This is a genomic window from Streptomyces blastmyceticus (assembly GCF_039521185.1).
Lineage (GTDB): Bacteria > Actinomycetota > Actinomycetes > Streptomycetales > Streptomycetaceae > Streptomyces > Streptomyces blastmyceticus.
Map to the genome: position 1 here is coordinate 258,960 of NZ_BAAABW010000013.1, position 14,645 is coordinate 273,604.

Sequence of the window (14,645 nt, forward strand, 5' to 3'; positions counted from 1 at the left end):
CTCAGTAACGGTCGCGCAGCCGGAACCGGAGCTCGGCCAGTGCACTCCTCGCTCGGTCGGTCAGTGGCCAATGCTTGGGGCCGGCGAGCCAGGAATCGTAGAACCCCTGCTGGGCGGCGACGGTGCCGACAGAGGCCGGCTCCGCGCGGTCGAAGATGGACACACGTCGGTAAGCGGCCCGGCCCGGCTTCAGGATGTACAGGACGCGGCCACCCCACATATCGCGGGACATGCCCGACGGGAATGCGTCGATCCTGGCTCCGTTGCAGAGCAGTTGGTAGCCCAAAGGCTCAATCTGCAGCCTGATGCGTGACATCGCCTCGAATATGTCGTCGCCGTCGGCGCTCCAGGCCCAACCGTCGCAGCTCTTGAGGGTGATGCCGGGGATTTCGCTCTCCTCGAGGAGGAGTAGCCACGTCTCCTCGACACCACCTGGTCCCAGAACACTCATCGGCACGTCGGTTGTCATTGTTCCCCCATAGTTCGCGGATGCTCGCCGGCGGCCTGCCTGCGAGGCCCAGTGGTAAGGACGGCCCTCAATGATGAGGCGCTGGTGATCCGCAGGATCCTGGCGCTTACCGCCCCCCATTTACCCGGCGAGCCTGACCCACCTTCATGACGCTCCCGTGCCGCCCTCCACCGCGATAGTTCACCTGGCGGGTCAACGGTTGCGCGCCGCCCAGCCTGCCCACCTTAGGGCTTGTCCGGTGGATCTTGCCGCGTACCAGTCGCGTAGTCTGAGGCCGCCGCTTCTGTCCCTCGGCCCCGTCAAGGAAGATCAGTTGACTCCGCATTCCCTCGCGTTCTACATAGACGTGGTCACCTCCGGAACAGTGCTCGGTGCCAAGCCGACGGACAGTCCCGACCGGGTCACGGCGATCCTGGGTTCCGATTTTGCCGAGAACTCCCTTGACGACCACAGCATGTGGCGCGACTACGGAATGGTCGAGTTCTTCTGGATGCGGGAAACACCGGACCATCCTTGGCAGGGGAACCACTTCACGCTGCAGGTGCATCGGCTGTCGTACTGGGGCGGCAGCATCGTCAACGGGGCGATTCGCGACCGGTACGGGCGCTTCGACCGCCACCTCCGGTTCGACAAACTGGAGCGGCTGTTGGGGAAGCGCGGTGTGCCCCTGGAAGACGCCCCGGACGTGAACGCTCCGACCTTTGCCCGGCACTGGCAGCCTGCTTCGCAGGTGTCCGTCATGGTGTGTCGGGCCCACGAAGAATGGCGGGAACGTCGGCGCGGCGACGACCGTATCGGAGATGTGTACAAAATCTATTCATCGGTGAGTGCCGAAGAAGTGGCACGGGACAGGGAGCGCTACGGCCGTCAGGACAGCCGGGAGCTGTCCGGCAGAGCCTCATCGGAGCCATAGCCGGATCGCGGCGAGGGTGACGGTGATGGTCCGGCCGGGTGCGGGAACGGCCGCCGCCGAGTCGGCCGACGCGGATACGTTCCATGACGGAGATGAGCTGCGGGGCGTCGCCCCACTGGCCCGGAGTGATCAGCAGGGTCAGGGGACGACGCCCGCCCTCTCCGGCGAGATGGATTTTGCAGGTGAGGCCGCCCCGGGAGCGCCCGAGCCCCTCGTCGGGACGGTGCTGCCGGGGCATACTTCTTTTCCCGGAACCCGTGGGGATCTACTACGCGCGCCGGCGGCATGCTGGTGGGCCCGGCAGGAGGCGCCCGCAGGATCGCAGATCACGAGCACCTTCGTAGTGGACATGGCCGGGATTGTGGCGCGCACCGCCGTGTTGATACCAGGCATTTTCCTAACGGCGGCGGGCAACGTCGGCGGCGTACGCGCCCCAGTCTCCGGCGGCGGCTCTCTGCCATTTGACGGCGACGGTGATGTCGAGCCGAGGGTGCGGGCGAGGACCGCGGCCAGCAGCTCGGTGGCGAGTTGGAAGAGGGCGGTCGAGTGGGCCTCTGCGAGGCGGATTCCGAGTTTGCGGAGCCGTTCACCCATAGCCCAGGCACTGATCGGTCGGCCGGGCCGGCCTCCGGGGAAGAGCCAGGGTGAGTCTGTCCGGCTGGGCATAGCGGAGCAACAGCAGCCCGGCTGCCCCCTGGAAGCCAGCCGTCCAGGACGAGCGGGGCTTCGGCGGTGTCGTGGCTCTCCTCAGTCGTGGGACTCCGTTCATGAGGATCCAAGTGCAGGGCCGCGGCGCGGCGGGAACAGCCGTTACTGCGTGGGCGCGCCGCCGCCTGGCCCGGTCGGATGCTGGGAGGCGTGGAGTTCCCGATAGGTGCGGGCGAGGTGGTCCTGGAGGCGGGCGTGGCGGAACTGGTAGACCGCGCCGGCCTGGCGGAGCACGCCCCGCTGGTAGGCGTCTTCGAGGAAGGTGACGACGGGCCAGGGCAGTCGGCCGGTCAGTGGCAGCCAGATCCGGGAGAAGGCCACCCACTGGCCGTAGGCGGTGAAGGCGAGCCCATAGCTGAGGACGCCGCAGAGGCCGCTGGTGACACCGACCTGGACTGAGGCCGAGAGGTTCCATTTGATCGGACCCAGGAGCGCCGACAGGGGGTGCACTATCACCCAGGCCCCGGTGTCGACCAGGAGCCCCAAGGCGGGGGCCCAGAGGAGGAACAGGATGGTGCTCGTCCGGCGGTTCGCGCGCAGCAGGCCCACCGGGTTGACGGCCGACTGGATGTCGAGCGGGGATTCGAGGAGGGCCTGGAGGCCGAAGGCGGGGCCGGCTCCCAGGGCGAAGACGAGTCCGAAGAAGATGCCGTCCTTGAGGCTGATGTTGAGGGATTCCGGGAAGCCGATACGCAAGATGACGCAGTTGAGCATTCCCCAGAGGAAGCCGTAGCTGAAGCCGTAGGAGACCCCGCCAGCCAGCCCGATCACGAGCCGGTAGGAGGCGCTTCGCCCGGTCTTCCGGGCCCTGCCGAACACCTTCACGCGCGTGTCGGAGGGCGGCACGGCGGTGTCCTTGGCCGCGAACATGAACCAGTACGTGGTCCCGAAGGTGAGCCCCATGAAGAGACCTGCGGCCGCTGCGTTCACGAACTGGAGCATGATGTTGTGCAAGGAGCCGGTAAAGGCGCCGACCGTCCCGAGGACGAGCGCCGTGGTCGGACAGACCGCCGTCGCGACCGCCAGTGCGGTCACCAGTGCGCGCGTGCGGCGCCGCAGTCCCGAACCGAGGCGCCACCACTCCAGGTTGGGGGTGCCGAGCCGGGTCAGGTGAACGGCGAGGTAGCCGAGCCAGCACCGGGCGCGTTCCGGGTCGACGTCCGGACGCGGCCCGCTGCGCGGCAGATGCTCCGGCCGGGGACGGTAGGCAGCGGTGACGAAGTTGTCGAGGAAGTGCTCCTCCAGTTGCTCGGGGCCGTCGAAGCGTCGGGTGTCCAGGAGCGTGGCGGGGTCGTGGCCGGGGGTGTCGCTGTAGATGGTGCGGGCGAGGGTGATCATCAGTGGGGTGGTGAGTACGGTGGTGAGGTTGATGCAGGCGGGGTTGTCGGGTTGTTCGTGCAGTGCGGTCAGGACGGGGTCCCAGGCGGTTCCCGCGGGGTCTGTGCCTGGGCTCTTGCGTGTGCTGCGTGGGAGGTAGTCGGCCAGGTCGTCCAGGGTGAGGTCCGTCAGTTCCACCGCGGCGGCGGAGGTGAGGACATCGGTCTCCGCGACGGCGGCCGCGTACTGCGCGGGCCGGCTCGTGAGGAGCAGGGGCAGGGTGGTGGCGTTGAGCGCTTCGAGCGCGGGGCGGCGCAGCCCGCCGGCGATCTCGTCGAAGCCGTCCAGCACGGGGAGCACCCATCCGGACTCCACCAGCGCGGCGGCCAGAGCGGACCCGCCAGGGCCCGGGGCGGCGAGACCCGGGTGATCGCGCGTCAGCTGCGCGGCGAGCCAGTCCCGCAAGGTGGTGGCAGTGGGGTCCCACGAACCGATACTGAAGATCACAGGGACGCTCTCGCCATGGGCCCTCGACTGCAGACGGTCCAGGACAAACCGCACGGTCAGAATCGTCTTCCCCGAACCCGCCCGGCCCAGCACCACCAGCCGCCCCGACGGAATCCGCCGATACACACCCACGACCTCGTCCAGCCGCCCACTCAAATCGAGCGGACCGTGAGCGCCCCCGGCGGGCAGGCGCCGGATGTTGGCCCAGTGATCGATCAACTCCTCAGCAACCGGCCGCCAGCACACCGGCAACGGATACGGATCATGAACCTGCCGCTGCTCCTCCTCACGCTGCCAGCGGGCAGCCACCACCTGCGCAAGCTGCCCGGCAACCTCAGCCAGGGACTCGTGCAACGCCGAACCCGGCTGCCCAGTAGCTGGTTCGACGTGGCCGGTCGAGGCGTCGGGCTGGTTCCCGTGCCCGGTCCGGCGGACGGCAGCCGCCAGCAACTCCTCACGCTCCGTCGGCCGCAGCCCGAGCGCATCGGCAAGCAGCCGCACCGTATTCACCCGTGGATCAGCACGCTCACCCGTCTCCAGCCCCCGGATGGTACGCACACCCACACCGGCACGCTCCGCCAGCGCCTCCTGAGTGATTCCCGCGTTGCGCCGCAGTTGGCGTAACAGCGTGCTGAACTCGATGGCCACAGGTCACGACCTCTCCCTCGGACATGCGTTTGCCCAGGCGAGGACTTTAGCGCGGCCACCGAGCCGGATAGGGGGGCCGGCCGCCGGAGGTCACCGGCCCGTTGGCGCATAGCACCGGCTGCCTCGGCGCGAGTTGAGCGTGGCTCAAGCCCTCCTCCTGGCGGATCAGCCGTACCAGGTCCTCGGGTTGAGGGGCTCGGTCATGCTGGATGCGCTTTCGTGGTCGGCCGCTACCGCGCTATTCCGCGTTGCGCGGCGAAAGTCGCTGTGTAATCCGGTCGAACAGCTCCGCCAGTGGCTCGCCGACGTCCCGGCCGAACTCGGTCAGCCCGTAGGTGACCTGGGGCGGTGTCGTCGGCTCGACTTCCCGCCAGACCAAGCCGTCCTGGACCAGCGCGCGCAGGGTCTGGGCGAGCATCTTCTCGCTGACGCCCTGGATGCTCTCGCGCAGTTCGTAGAACCGGAGGTCGTTGCTCCGCAAGGAGATCAACACCCAGATGCCCCACCTGCTGGTCACGTGGTCGACGACATCGCGCGCGGGGCAGTCAGTGTGAAACACCTCATACCGCTCTCCCGACTCGGCCCGTATGTGCTGCGCGCTTCCCGTCACGTGATGAGCTTACCTAAAGGTATGTCCTTATCAAGAGTTAGCCCGCCTCCTAGCGTGAAGGCCACAGAAGACATACGAGAAGGAGCTGAACATGATTGTGGTGACCGGGGCTACCGGGAATGTGGGCCGGCCGTTGACGCGGGCGTTGGCCGAGGCGGGCCGACAGGTGACGGCGGTGTCACGGCACGCGGCGGCGGTGCCGGACGGCGTCCGCCACCTGGCGGCCGACCTGGCCGAGCCGACCGGCCTTGAGCCTGCGCTGACCGGGGCGAAAGCGCTGTTCCTGCTGCTGTCCGGCGACCTGCACGCCGCCGGAGCCAACCCGGCCGACATCATCGGCCAAGCCGCGACCAGCGGGGTTCGCCGGGTCGTCCTGCTCTCCACGCAGGGCGTGGCCACCAGGCCCTTCGGCGCAACGCGGATCGCGATGCGCGCGCTGGAGGATGTGCTACGGGAGTCCGGCCTGGAGTGGGCCATCCTGCGGCCGGGCGGCTTCGCCTCCAACGCCCTGTGGTGGGCCGAGTCCGTCCGCGCGCAGCGGGTCGTCGCCGCTCCCTTCGGCGACATCGGGGTACCGATCATCGACCCGGCGGACATCGCCGAGGTCGCGGCGGCCTGCCTGCTGGAGGACCGGCACACCGGCGGCGTGTACGAGCTGACCGGCCCGGAGGTGATCACGCCCCGCCAGCAGGCGGAGGCCATCGCCGCCGCGCTGGGCTCGCCAGTGCGGTTCCACGACCTCACCCGCGACGAGGCCAAGGCCGCCATGGCCCGGAGCATGCCGGCTGAGCTCGCCGAGGACACCCTGACCATCCTCGGTTCCCCGAACCCGGCCGAACTGCGCGTCAGTCCGGACGTCCAGCGGGTCCTCGGCCGCGCCCCGCGCCCGTTCGCCGACTGGGCCGCACGCAATATCGCCGCGTTCCGCTGAAACTGGTCAGCACCGCTGGAACTGCTCGGCGTGCTCGACGATCCACTGCTGACGGTCGAAGAACCTGATCGGAAGCCGACGTTGGCGATATGCCCGTAGAGAGGGATGAGGGCGGCCATGTCAGACGGCTCTGGCCGGGATCTTGGGACGGTCTCTGTCAGGAGAGATGAGCCGCTATCACTTCGGCGAATAGGTGGAGCCAGCTGCGCCAGTGGGCCGGTGCCCAGTCGCAGTTCATCTGGGTGACGATGGTGCGTCGGCCGTCGCGGTCCCCCATGACGAAGGTGAAGGAGCCCTGGATCATGCCGCCGACGCCCCAGGCGGTTCGGCCGTTGGGCAGAGGCATGGAGCAGATGCCAGCGCCGTAGTGGGCTCCGTCGATCCAGACGTTCGGCGGCACCGGGGTGGTGGTGAACATCTCGTGCTGCTGCTGGGGCGGCATCAGTTCGCCGTGGAGGACGGCGGTGAGGAAGCGGTCCAGGTCGTCGCAAGTGGAGACGGCCCCGCCGGCGGCCCAGGCGACTGAGTCGTGCCCAGCGTTCTGCTCGGTCACATCGTGCACAGGTGCGGCGGGATCACCATCCCCGGCATTCCTGGAGTAATGCCGGGGATGGGTGCCCCGGATCTCCGTCTCGTCGCCGGGCAAGTAGGTGCCGGCCAGCCCGAGTCGGCGGGTGACCTGCGCCGCTAACAGCTCGGCGAACGGCAGCCCACCTGCCTGCTCGGCGATCATCGCGGCGAGAATGTAGTTGGTGTTGCTGTAGGCCCAGCCCTCGCCGGGCGGGAACTGGGCCGGGTGAGCGACGGCGATCCGCACCAGTTCCTCCGATGCAATCCGGTCGAAGCGGCCGGTGAGGAAACCGGGGTTGAAGAAGCGTTCCATCCTGGCGGGGTCCATGCCGTAGGGGAAGACGCCGCTGGTCTGGCGGATCAGGTGCCGGACGGTGATACGGCTGCCGTCGTGCCCGTTGCCCCGCAACAGGCCCGGCAGCCAGCGGTCCACCGTGTCGTCCAGGCTGAGCGTGCCCGCGGCGGCCAGCCGCAGCACCACCGCCGCGGTGAACGCCTTGGTCACACTGCCGATCCGGAACCGCTCCTGCGGGACACGGGCGCGGCCGCTGCGGGTGTCCGCGACGCCCGCCGCCGACCAGCAGACCCGGTCGCCGTCACGGGTCCGGGCGACCATGCCGGGCACGCCTTCGCGGACAGCGCGCTCGATCACCTCGCGCACCTGCGGGGCAACGGGGGCCATGGGCTCGTCGGCATCAGTGGGGTAGTGCGAAGCACCCATGCGACTTCTCCAATCGAACGCTGGCATCCGGGTTTTACCCACCAAGAAGCTACGGTGCGTTCGGACACTCGACAATGGAACGTTCGCCTGGGGTGACGACCGTCTGCGTGGGACCGACCGCAGCCGTCACCTGAAGTGCCGCCCCGTGGTTGTTTGCGGTCCGTAAACCGGGTTCCCCGAGGTTCGGGAGGGGGTGAACCCAAGCCGGTCACTCCGTAGTTACGGGCGAACCCCGTGGGGCCGGTGCGGCTGTTCGTCGGGGGATCGCGCGTGCCCGCACCGGAGTGACCGGTTCGGGCCTGGCCGGGCGCCTGCCCCTCTCGTACGGTCCCCTGATGGCAACAAAACCAAGACGTGGCCGGTCAGCGACGATCGTGGCCCTGGCCATGGCTGCATTCCTCGCCGCCTTGGCAGCGCCGGCCGACGCGGCCTCTCACCGACCACGCACCACAATGATCAGTGCCGCCGAGGACGGCACACCGGGCAACGACTATTCGGACACCCCGACCATCAGCGCGAACGGCAGGATCGTCGCCTTCGCATCCCTCGCGACCAATCTGGTCCCGGGCGGCAGCGCGCCGCACACCAAGAACGTCTACGTCCGCGACCTGCGCACCGCCAAGCTCACCCAGGTGAACGCACAGGACCAGGGCGCTCCGAACGACGCCAATGCCGACCAGCCCGCACTCAGCGCCAACGGCCGCTACCTCGCCTTCACCTCCAGCTGGTTAGAGTGGCCACGTCCCCACAACCCTCCGGAGCACCGGCACGCCGTCTACGTCCGCGACCTGCACACCGGACGCACCGAGAAGGCGAACGTGGGCCTGGAGGGCACCGACCGCGACGCGACAGACCCGTCGGTCAGCGCGGACGGCCGTTATGTCGCCTTCACCGCAGGGACGAGCGACCCCCTGGGGAGCCGGCACATCTATGTGCACGACCGGAGAACGGGTACCTCCCAGCGCATCAGCCGCCGGCCACCGGACGACTTTTCGGTCGCGGCAACCCCGTCGATCAGCGCGGACGGCCGCAGGGTCTCCTACGAGGGCTACAGCCCGTCGGTGTCCGGACCGGGGAACGGAAGTGCCATCTTCGTCTGGAGCCGGACCACCGGGCGCATCGAGCAGGTGGACACCCCGTACGAGGGCCCGCGAACGAGCCATAACTCCTATTCTGCGTCCCTCAGTCCGGACGGCAGGTACGCGACCTTCATCTCGTCCAACCTGACCGGCCTGCCCTGCACCGGCGGGTGGAACGACCACTACATCTACATCCGCGACCTGCAGCGGCAAATCACCTCGTGTCCCGGCATCAACGTCCGCTGGGGCAGCGAAACACCCACAGTGACCGCCAACAGCCGCTACCTGCTCTACAGCACCGACTCCCTCTACCTGCGCGACCTGCGCACCGGCCACACCCGAACGGTGAGCGTCCGTCTCGACGGGAGCCCGGCCTGGGCGTACGGGGCTGGGGCTGCGGCCGACGCACACAGCCACACGATCGCCTTCAGCTCCACGGACCCGGGCATCGCGCCCCGCGACCCCGGCGGCTACTGCCAGGTCTACGTCACCCACCTGCCCCGGCAGGACTAGGGCGCGTATCGAGTCGTGATCAATCTGGCGGATTTGCTCCACGCTATGGAGCGAATCCGGTAGAGCATCGTGCATGACACGAGTGCAACTGACGGACGAGGAGTGGGAGTTCATCGGGCCGTACCTGCCGATCGGCAGGTACGGCCCGTACCCCGAGCGGCTCCGGCAGCAGTTTGAGGGCGTGATCTGGCGATTCAGGACGGGCGGGCAGTGGCGGGAAATGCCGCAGGAGTTCGGGCCCTGGCCGACCGTCCACAACCGCTTCCGGCAGTGGCGGGACGCCGGTGTCTTCGAGGCCCTGCTGGAAGGCCTGATCGCCGAGGCCGCGAAGCGGGACGAGGTGGATCTCTCGCTGGTCAGCGTGGACTCCACCACTGCCCGCGCCCACCACGACGCCGCCGGGATGCACCTGGCACCCGAGGTTCTCGCCGCCCTGGAGAAGGCTGCCGCCGGGGAGGAAAAGGCCCGGTCAAAGGGGGCGGCCCGGAGGGACAAGACGGGCACAACGGAGACAGCGACCCCGCCCGGGAAGAGCGACGCCGCATCCGGCGCCGACACAGAATCCGGCTGAAGGCCGCCCTGCTCGGGCGATCGCGCGGCGGGCAGACCAGCAAGGTCCACCTCGCCGCCGACCGCAAGTGCCGCCCGCTCGTGCTCATCCTGACCGCGGGACAGGCCGCCGACAGTCCCCAGTTCATCCCCGTGCTCCGGAAAGTCCGGGTCCGCGGCCCGGTCGGGCGTCCCCGCACCCGGCCGGACACGGTCGCCGGGGACAAGGCGTACTCGTCCCGCGCCAACCGCGCCTACCTGCGCAAGCGCCAGATCAAGGCGCTCATCCCGGAGAAGAAGGACCAGGCCGCCAACCGGAAGAAGAAGGGCATCAGGGGCGGCCGGCCCGTCAGCCACGACGCCGCCCTCTACAAGGAGAGGAACACCGTCGAGCGCCTGATCAACAAGCTGAAAGCCTGGCGAGGCATCGCCACCAGATACGACAAGACCCCCGAGAGCTACCTCGCCGGCCTTCATCTCCGCGCCTCCATGATCTGGATCAAGGGCCTCACGCAAACCTCTTGATCACGACTCAATACCCGCCCTAGTACTCCAGCAGCGTTTCGCTATCTGGCCTGGTCAAAGGCGTCGTCGGGAGTGTAGTGGTCTGGTCGTGGATCAGGGGCGGTTCGGCCGGACCGTCCCTCCAACGTGTGGGTCGGGATTTGGTTGGCCGGTTCCGGTGCCGACAGCCTTCCAAGGTGATCGACGAGTATGCGGACGTGACGTGGGAGCGGGAACTCGACGCTCTCTTCCTGTGCATCGGCCATCGCTTCGGCCGTGCGGACCTGCGGCGTCGGATGCGGGACTATGTGCGGGGGCTTCTCGCTCCCGTCGGCCGTAAAAACGGATGGCAGCTGGCCGAGTTCGCCGGGCACCGCACCCCCGACGGCTTCCAGCGGCTGCTGAACGCGGCGAGCTGGGACGCCGACGACGTCCGCGACGACCTCCAGGCATACGTCGCCGAGCGCCTCGGTGAGGACGGCGGGGTGCTCGTCATCGACGACACCGGCTTCGTCAAGAAGGGCACCACCTCTGCCGGGGTGCAGCGGCAGTACTCCGGCACCGCCGGCCGCACCGAGAACTGCCAGATCGGCGTCTTCGCCGCCTACGCCACCACCCGCGGCCGCGCGCTGGTCGACCGGGAGCTCTACCTGCCCAAGTCCTGGACGGACGACCGGGAACGCTGCCGGGCGGCGAAGGTCCCCGACGAACGGGCCTTCGCCACCAAGGGGCAGCTGGCCAAACGCCTGGTGCTGCGTGCTCTGGCCTCCGATCTCCCACTTGCATGGGTGGCCGCGGACGCCGCCTACGGGCAGGAAGGACGCTTCCGTCGCCTGATCGAGCAGTCCGGCCTCGGCTACGTGCTCGCGGTGCCCAAGTCCCAGCAGGTCTTCGGCCCACGCATCGACCACCTGTTCGCCCAGGCCCCCGACGAGGCGTGGGAGACGATCTCGTGCGGTGACGGCGCCAAGGGACCGAGGCTCTACCACTGGGCGGCACTGGAACTGCCCACAGTCGCCGAGTTCGACTACCAGGGCGACACCCCCGTGCGCCGACGCCGGGCACTGGCCCGCCGCAGCATCAGCAAGCCCGACGAGATCGCCTACTTCCTCGCCTACGCACCACGGGAGACCACCGTGGCCGACCTGGTCCGGGTCGCCGGAACGCGCTGGCAGATCGAGGAGTGCTTTCAGGCGGCAAAGAACGAGTGCGGCCTGGACCAGTACGAGGTCCGCCGATACGTCGGCTGGTACCGGCACATCACCCTGGCCATGCTCGCCCACGCCTACCTCGCCGTGATGGCAACCGACGCGGCGGAAAAGGGGGCTGCAGAAACGCTTCCGGCACCCTGGCACCGCTCACCGTGGCAGAAGTCCGCCGGCTCCTGGCGCTTCGCCCCGGCCCGAACCGCCAAACCGGCCGGTCGCTTCGCGCGCACGCCCTGAACTGGTCACACTGGCGCCGCAGACACCAGGCCATCTCCCGCCACTGCCACTACCAACGACGACTCCACACGTTGGAGGGGCGGTCCGGCCGAACCGCCCCTGATCCCCGACCGGACCACTACACTCCCGACGACGCCTTTGACCAGGCCAGATAGCGAAACGCTGCTGGAGTACTAGGGCGGGTGCGCGGGTGGTGGTGGAGTCCACGCTGACCAGAGACAAGTTCACCTCGCCCCGCTCCGCCGCCTCGGCGATCAGACCCCCGGCAGGGCCTCGAAGACGCGTCACGCAAGAAGATCTGGCATCCCCCGCGTGAGGTTCCCATGGCGGACGCCCCCCGGGGTTCTGGGTGGCCCTCGGAGCGGGTAGGGCCCTGGCTGCCAAGGAGAGGAACGGCGGGCCAGGAGCCCGGAGTGCGGACCGCAGTCTGCATGAGACCGTCTGCCGGTTTCAGCCTTCCGCGGTGTGTGCCGGGCCCCTGGCGCGGATGCGCTGGCTGAGGAAGAGAGCGGCGCGATCCAGTGCCTCGTCGGCCTCGTCCAGGGCGTTGGCGAATGCCTGGAAGACATGTGGAACGTCAGCGGTGATGTCGAGGATGACGTCCACTCCGGCTTCCCTCGCGCGGGTGGCCATGCGTGTGGAGTCGTCAAGGACCATCTCGTTGGTGCCCGCCTGCAGGAGCATCGGGGGGAAGCCGCTCAGATCGGCGAGGGTGGCGGGGCTGAGCATGGGCTGGTGCGGGTCCTGTCCCGCGAGGTACATGGCCCCGGTGTGTTCCAGGCCCTCACGCGTGAGGAACGGGTCGATGCCCGCCTTGGTGTGCATGCTCTCGCCTGTCCGGGTCATGTCGAGTCCGGGGGAGAACGCCACGATCGCGGCGGGCATGGGCAGGCCCGCGTCGCGGGCGGCGAGGCAGGTGGTGACGGCGAGTCCGCCGCCGGCGGAGTCCCCGGCGAACGCGATCGCCGAAGGGGCTTCACCGCTGTCCAGAAGTGCGCGGTAGGCGCTCAGCCCGTCCTCGATCGCGGCCGGGAACGGGTGCTCAGGGGCGAGCCGGTAGTCCAGCGAGAAGGCCCGGAACCCGGTTCTGGTCACCAGATTCCCCGTCAGCGACATCGCCGTCTCCGGTGAGCCGACCACGTAGGAGCCGCCGTGAAAGTAGAGGACCGTCCCCGCCTTCGGAGCGCCGGCCGTCTCGACCAGTACCGCGGGCCGGCCGCCGAGCGCCGTAGTCCGGGTGTGGATCCCGGCCGGAACGATCATCTTGGCCATCATTGCCCTGAACCCGGCGCGGAGCTCCTCCACTGACCGAGGGCCCTCGGGCCGGGGCCGCCGGATCATCGCGTCGATTTCCGCACGCTGTTGCCTGCTCATGGTCTCCTCCATCGCAAGTGCATGCCAAAGAACTATATGCTCAGGCATGTAAGTTAGGATAGATGCCATGGCATCCAAGTCAAGCGGTGGCCGGGTCGACCTCCCGAGCTTCTTCGCCGATCTCGTCCGCTGCGAGACGCGCCTCTACAACGCACTGAACGACCGACTTCGCGAGCGGCACGGGATCGTCACCTCACAGTTCGAGTTCCTGTGCTTCCTGCGCGACCACCCCGGGTCCCGGGTGGCGGACCTCGCCGCCGAGTTCGCCATCGGGATCGGCGCAACCAGCAAGGGCATCGACCGCCTGGAGAAGCAGACATGGGTCATACGGCGAACCAACCCGTCGGATCGCCGCTCATCACTGCTCGACCTGACCGATGACGGCCTGCGACTCGTCGGGGCGGCGGAGGCGACCTTCAACGAAACGCTGACCGAGCTGACCGCGGGCACCCTCGACGGCCCCTCAGGGCTCGCCGCAGTACAGGGCCTTTCCGCACTGCGCTCTGTGCTCGAACGCGACCGGATCGGCCTGCCCACAGGCTGATCGGCGTGCGCATCCGACGATGTTGTGGGTACCAGGGTGAGGAAGGGGCGTCGGCGTGACCACCCAGCCCGTCGGCCCGTGAGGTTCCCGGACTGAGCTGGTGATCGCCGGTTGGATAACGGTCGTCTCCTTGCGTGCGATTCAAGACTGTTGGGTCAGGGCTTTGCGGAGCCGCGCGGTGAAGGCGCCCATTTCCTGTGGCGTTGCGTTGATGACGCCGTTCTCCGTCATGAGGGCGTGGAACTGTTGCTGCTCGTACGGGACGCCCGGAGGGAGCCCCGCGATGTGCCAGTGCACGTGGGCGTTGCCCTGCTGGCTGCCCAGCGAGTAGATGTACGTCCGCTCCGGTCGGCAGACCTCTTCCACGGCGAGGGCAATGCGGCGGACGAACAGCATCAGCCGCACGTACGCGGGCTCGTCCAGGTCCCGGACGACGTGCTCGAGGTGTTGTCTGGGGGCGACGAGGACCTTGCCGGGAAGGGTCGGCCACCGGTCGAGGAAGGCGACGTGCTCACCGTCCTGTGCGATCACGTGGTGCTCGTAGCCCGGGTGTCCGGAGAGGAACGCACAGATGAAGCACGGCCCGGTGCGGGTGCGCTCGGTGTAGGAGCCGAGGTCCATCGGCTCCCGCGCAGGCTCCCGACCGGGCTGTGGTGAGGGTTCACGCATAGGTGTCGCCCAGGTAGACCGCGCCCCGGCCTGAGCCGGCGGCCAGGGCGTCGGTGATGACGGCCGGCAGGCACGGCGGCAGCGTACGCAGCCCGGCGATCTCGTCCAGCGCGACCCACTCGACGCCGAGCTGTACGGAGTCCTGGGCGGGTCCGCCGAGCACCGTCGGCTCCCGGACGATGCGGCACCGGAACATCGCGTCGACCCGGTGCCCCGCACCGGACAGCATCAGGTGCCCGTCCGGGTGGTTGGCCTGGATGTACTCGCGCACCACCACCAGGCCTTCAGCCTTCACCCGCACGCCCGTCTCCTCGAACACTTCCCGCTCCGCACAGGCCGCCAGGGTTTCCCCGGCCTGCTGGCCGCCGCCGGGCAACCACCAGGTCCCTGGTCGCGGCCAGTCCCCACGCACCAGGAGCACGTGCTCGTTCCGTACGACCAGGCCACTCGCTGCGATCCTGATCCGTCCTTGATCCGTCACTCGCGTCATCTCCGCACGCTATTTGCCCTCGTTGAATGCGAGGCCCGACCGCCTCGTGTGAACTGACCGGAATGCGCCCTGCCTGGTGATCCG

At 68.7% G+C, this 14,645-nt stretch carries 12 protein-coding genes and 3 pseudogenes; 6 read left to right on the forward strand and 9 right to left on the reverse strand.

Translation table 11 applies throughout. The features are described 5' to 3' along the window. Window position 1: 1 nt before the first annotated feature. Window positions 2-469: a hypothetical protein gene (locus tag ABD269_RS11355; protein ID WP_344117673.1), complete on the reverse strand. Its 468-nt coding sequence runs from the start codon at window positions 467-469 to the stop codon at window positions 2-4. 313 nt (window positions 470-782) lie between these two features. On the opposite strand from ABD269_RS11355, the gene ABD269_RS11360 reads away from it, so the two are divergent. Beyond that, window positions 783-1,382 carry a hypothetical protein gene (locus ABD269_RS11360; protein WP_425572877.1) on the forward strand — a complete coding sequence of 200 codons (600 nt, stop codon included), beginning with the start codon at window positions 783-785 and terminating at the stop codon, window positions 1,380-1,382. Between the two features lie 25 nt (window positions 1,383-1,407). Here the strand turns inward: ABD269_RS11360 and ABD269_RS11365 are convergent. The 4 genes and pseudogenes from ABD269_RS11365 to ABD269_RS11380 all read right to left on the reverse strand — a co-directional run. Further along, window positions 1,408-1,688 (reverse strand): annotated as a pseudogene (locus ABD269_RS11365) (IS5/IS1182 family transposase); the annotation flags it as partial. Window positions 1,689-2,192: 504 nt separating this feature from the next. Further along, window positions 2,193-4,268, reverse strand: a complete 2,076-nt coding sequence (locus tag ABD269_RS11370; protein ID WP_344117882.1) for an NACHT domain-containing protein — start codon at window positions 4,266-4,268, stop codon at window positions 2,193-2,195. A gap of 153 nt (window positions 4,269-4,421) precedes the next feature. Further along, window positions 4,422-4,562, reverse strand: a pseudogene (locus ABD269_RS11375) (helix-turn-helix transcriptional regulator); the annotation flags it as partial. Window positions 4,563-4,800: 238 nt separating this feature from the next. Further along, complete coding sequence (locus ABD269_RS11380) at window positions 4,801-5,121, reverse strand: winged helix-turn-helix transcriptional regulator (protein WP_425572872.1); 321 nt, start codon at window positions 5,119-5,121, stop codon at window positions 4,801-4,803. Between the two features lie 142 nt (window positions 5,122-5,263). Between ABD269_RS11380 and ABD269_RS11385 the strand changes: the two genes are divergently transcribed. After that, complete coding sequence (locus ABD269_RS11385; RefSeq protein WP_344117676.1) at window positions 5,264-6,103, forward strand: SDR family oxidoreductase; 840 nt, start codon at window positions 5,264-5,266, stop codon at window positions 6,101-6,103. 157 nt (window positions 6,104-6,260) lie between these two features. Here the strand turns inward: ABD269_RS11385 and ABD269_RS11390 are convergent, their stop codons facing one another. Next, on the reverse strand, window positions 6,261-7,394 hold the full coding sequence (locus ABD269_RS11390; RefSeq protein WP_344117677.1) for a serine hydrolase domain-containing protein: 1,134 nt from the start codon (window positions 7,392-7,394) through the stop codon (window positions 6,261-6,263). A gap of 452 nt (window positions 7,395-7,846) precedes the next feature. Here ABD269_RS11390 and ABD269_RS11395 point away from each other — a divergent pair, with 452 nt between their 5' ends. The 3 genes and pseudogenes from ABD269_RS11395 to ABD269_RS11405 all read left to right on the forward strand — a co-directional run bounded on the left by ABD269_RS11395 (window position 7,847) and on the right by ABD269_RS11405 (window position 11,484). Next, window positions 7,847-8,986 (forward strand): TolB family protein, encoded by a 1,140-nt coding sequence (locus ABD269_RS11395; RefSeq protein ID WP_344117678.1) that lies wholly within the window; start codon window positions 7,847-7,849, stop codon window positions 8,984-8,986. 73 nt (window positions 8,987-9,059) lie between these two features. Then, window positions 9,060-10,060 (forward strand): annotated as a pseudogene (locus ABD269_RS11400) (IS5 family transposase). A gap of 197 nt (window positions 10,061-10,257) precedes the next feature. Further along, window positions 10,258-11,484 (forward strand): IS701 family transposase, encoded by a 1,227-nt coding sequence (locus tag ABD269_RS11405; RefSeq protein WP_344117883.1) that lies wholly within the window; start codon window positions 10,258-10,260, stop codon window positions 11,482-11,484. Window positions 11,485-11,934: 450 nt separating this feature from the next. On the opposite strand, the gene ABD269_RS11410 is transcribed toward ABD269_RS11405, so the two are convergent. Next, the gene (locus ABD269_RS11410; RefSeq protein ID WP_344117679.1) at window positions 11,935-12,858 is read right to left on the reverse strand and encodes an alpha/beta hydrolase; all 924 of its coding nucleotides are present in this window, start codon (window positions 12,856-12,858) and stop codon (window positions 11,935-11,937) included. A 67-nt stretch (window positions 12,859-12,925) separates the two neighbouring features. On the opposite strand from ABD269_RS11410, the gene ABD269_RS11415 reads away from it, so the two are divergent. After that, entirely contained in the window at window positions 12,926-13,402 is a 477-nt protein-coding gene (locus ABD269_RS11415; RefSeq protein WP_344117680.1) for a MarR family winged helix-turn-helix transcriptional regulator, read from the forward strand. Between the two features lie 141 nt (window positions 13,403-13,543). Here the strand turns inward: ABD269_RS11415 and ABD269_RS11420 are convergent, their stop codons facing one another. Continuing rightward, window positions 13,544-14,023, reverse strand: a complete 480-nt coding sequence (locus ABD269_RS11420) for an HIT family protein (protein ID WP_344117681.1) — start codon at window positions 14,021-14,023, stop codon at window positions 13,544-13,546. 40 nt (window positions 14,024-14,063) lie between these two features. Next, entirely contained in the window at window positions 14,064-14,561 is a 498-nt protein-coding gene (locus tag ABD269_RS11425; protein ID WP_344117682.1) for an NUDIX domain-containing protein, read from the reverse strand. Window positions 14,562-14,645: the final 84 nt, after the last annotated feature.

Excerpts from the sequence above, each read along its gene's own strand:
- ABD269_RS11425 (WP_344117682.1), bottom strand. The coding sequence starts at position 14,561 with ATGACGCGAGTGACGGATCAAGGACGGATCAGGATCGCAGCGAGTGGC.
- ABD269_RS11415 (WP_344117680.1), top strand. The coding sequence starts at position 12,926 with ATGGCATCCAAGTCAAGCGGTGGCCGGGTCGACCTCCCGAGCTTCTTC.
- ABD269_RS11395 (WP_344117678.1), top strand. The coding sequence starts at position 7,847 with ATGATCAGTGCCGCCGAGGACGGCACACCGGGCAACGACTATTCGGAC.
- ABD269_RS11410 (WP_344117679.1), bottom strand. The coding sequence starts at position 12,858 with ATGAGCAGGCAACAGCGTGCGGAAATCGACGCGATGATCCGGCGGCCC.
- ABD269_RS11385 (WP_344117676.1), top strand. The coding sequence starts at position 5,264 with ATGATTGTGGTGACCGGGGCTACCGGGAATGTGGGCCGGCCGTTGACG.
- ABD269_RS11420 (WP_344117681.1), bottom strand. The coding sequence starts at position 14,023 with ATGGACCTCGGCTCCTACACCGAGCGCACCCGCACCGGGCCGTGCTTC.
- ABD269_RS11355 (WP_344117673.1), bottom strand. The coding sequence starts at position 469 with ATGACAACCGACGTGCCGATGAGTGTTCTGGGACCAGGTGGTGTCGAG.
- ABD269_RS11390 (WP_344117677.1), bottom strand. The coding sequence starts at position 7,394 with ATGGGTGCTTCGCACTACCCCACTGATGCCGACGAGCCCATGGCCCCC.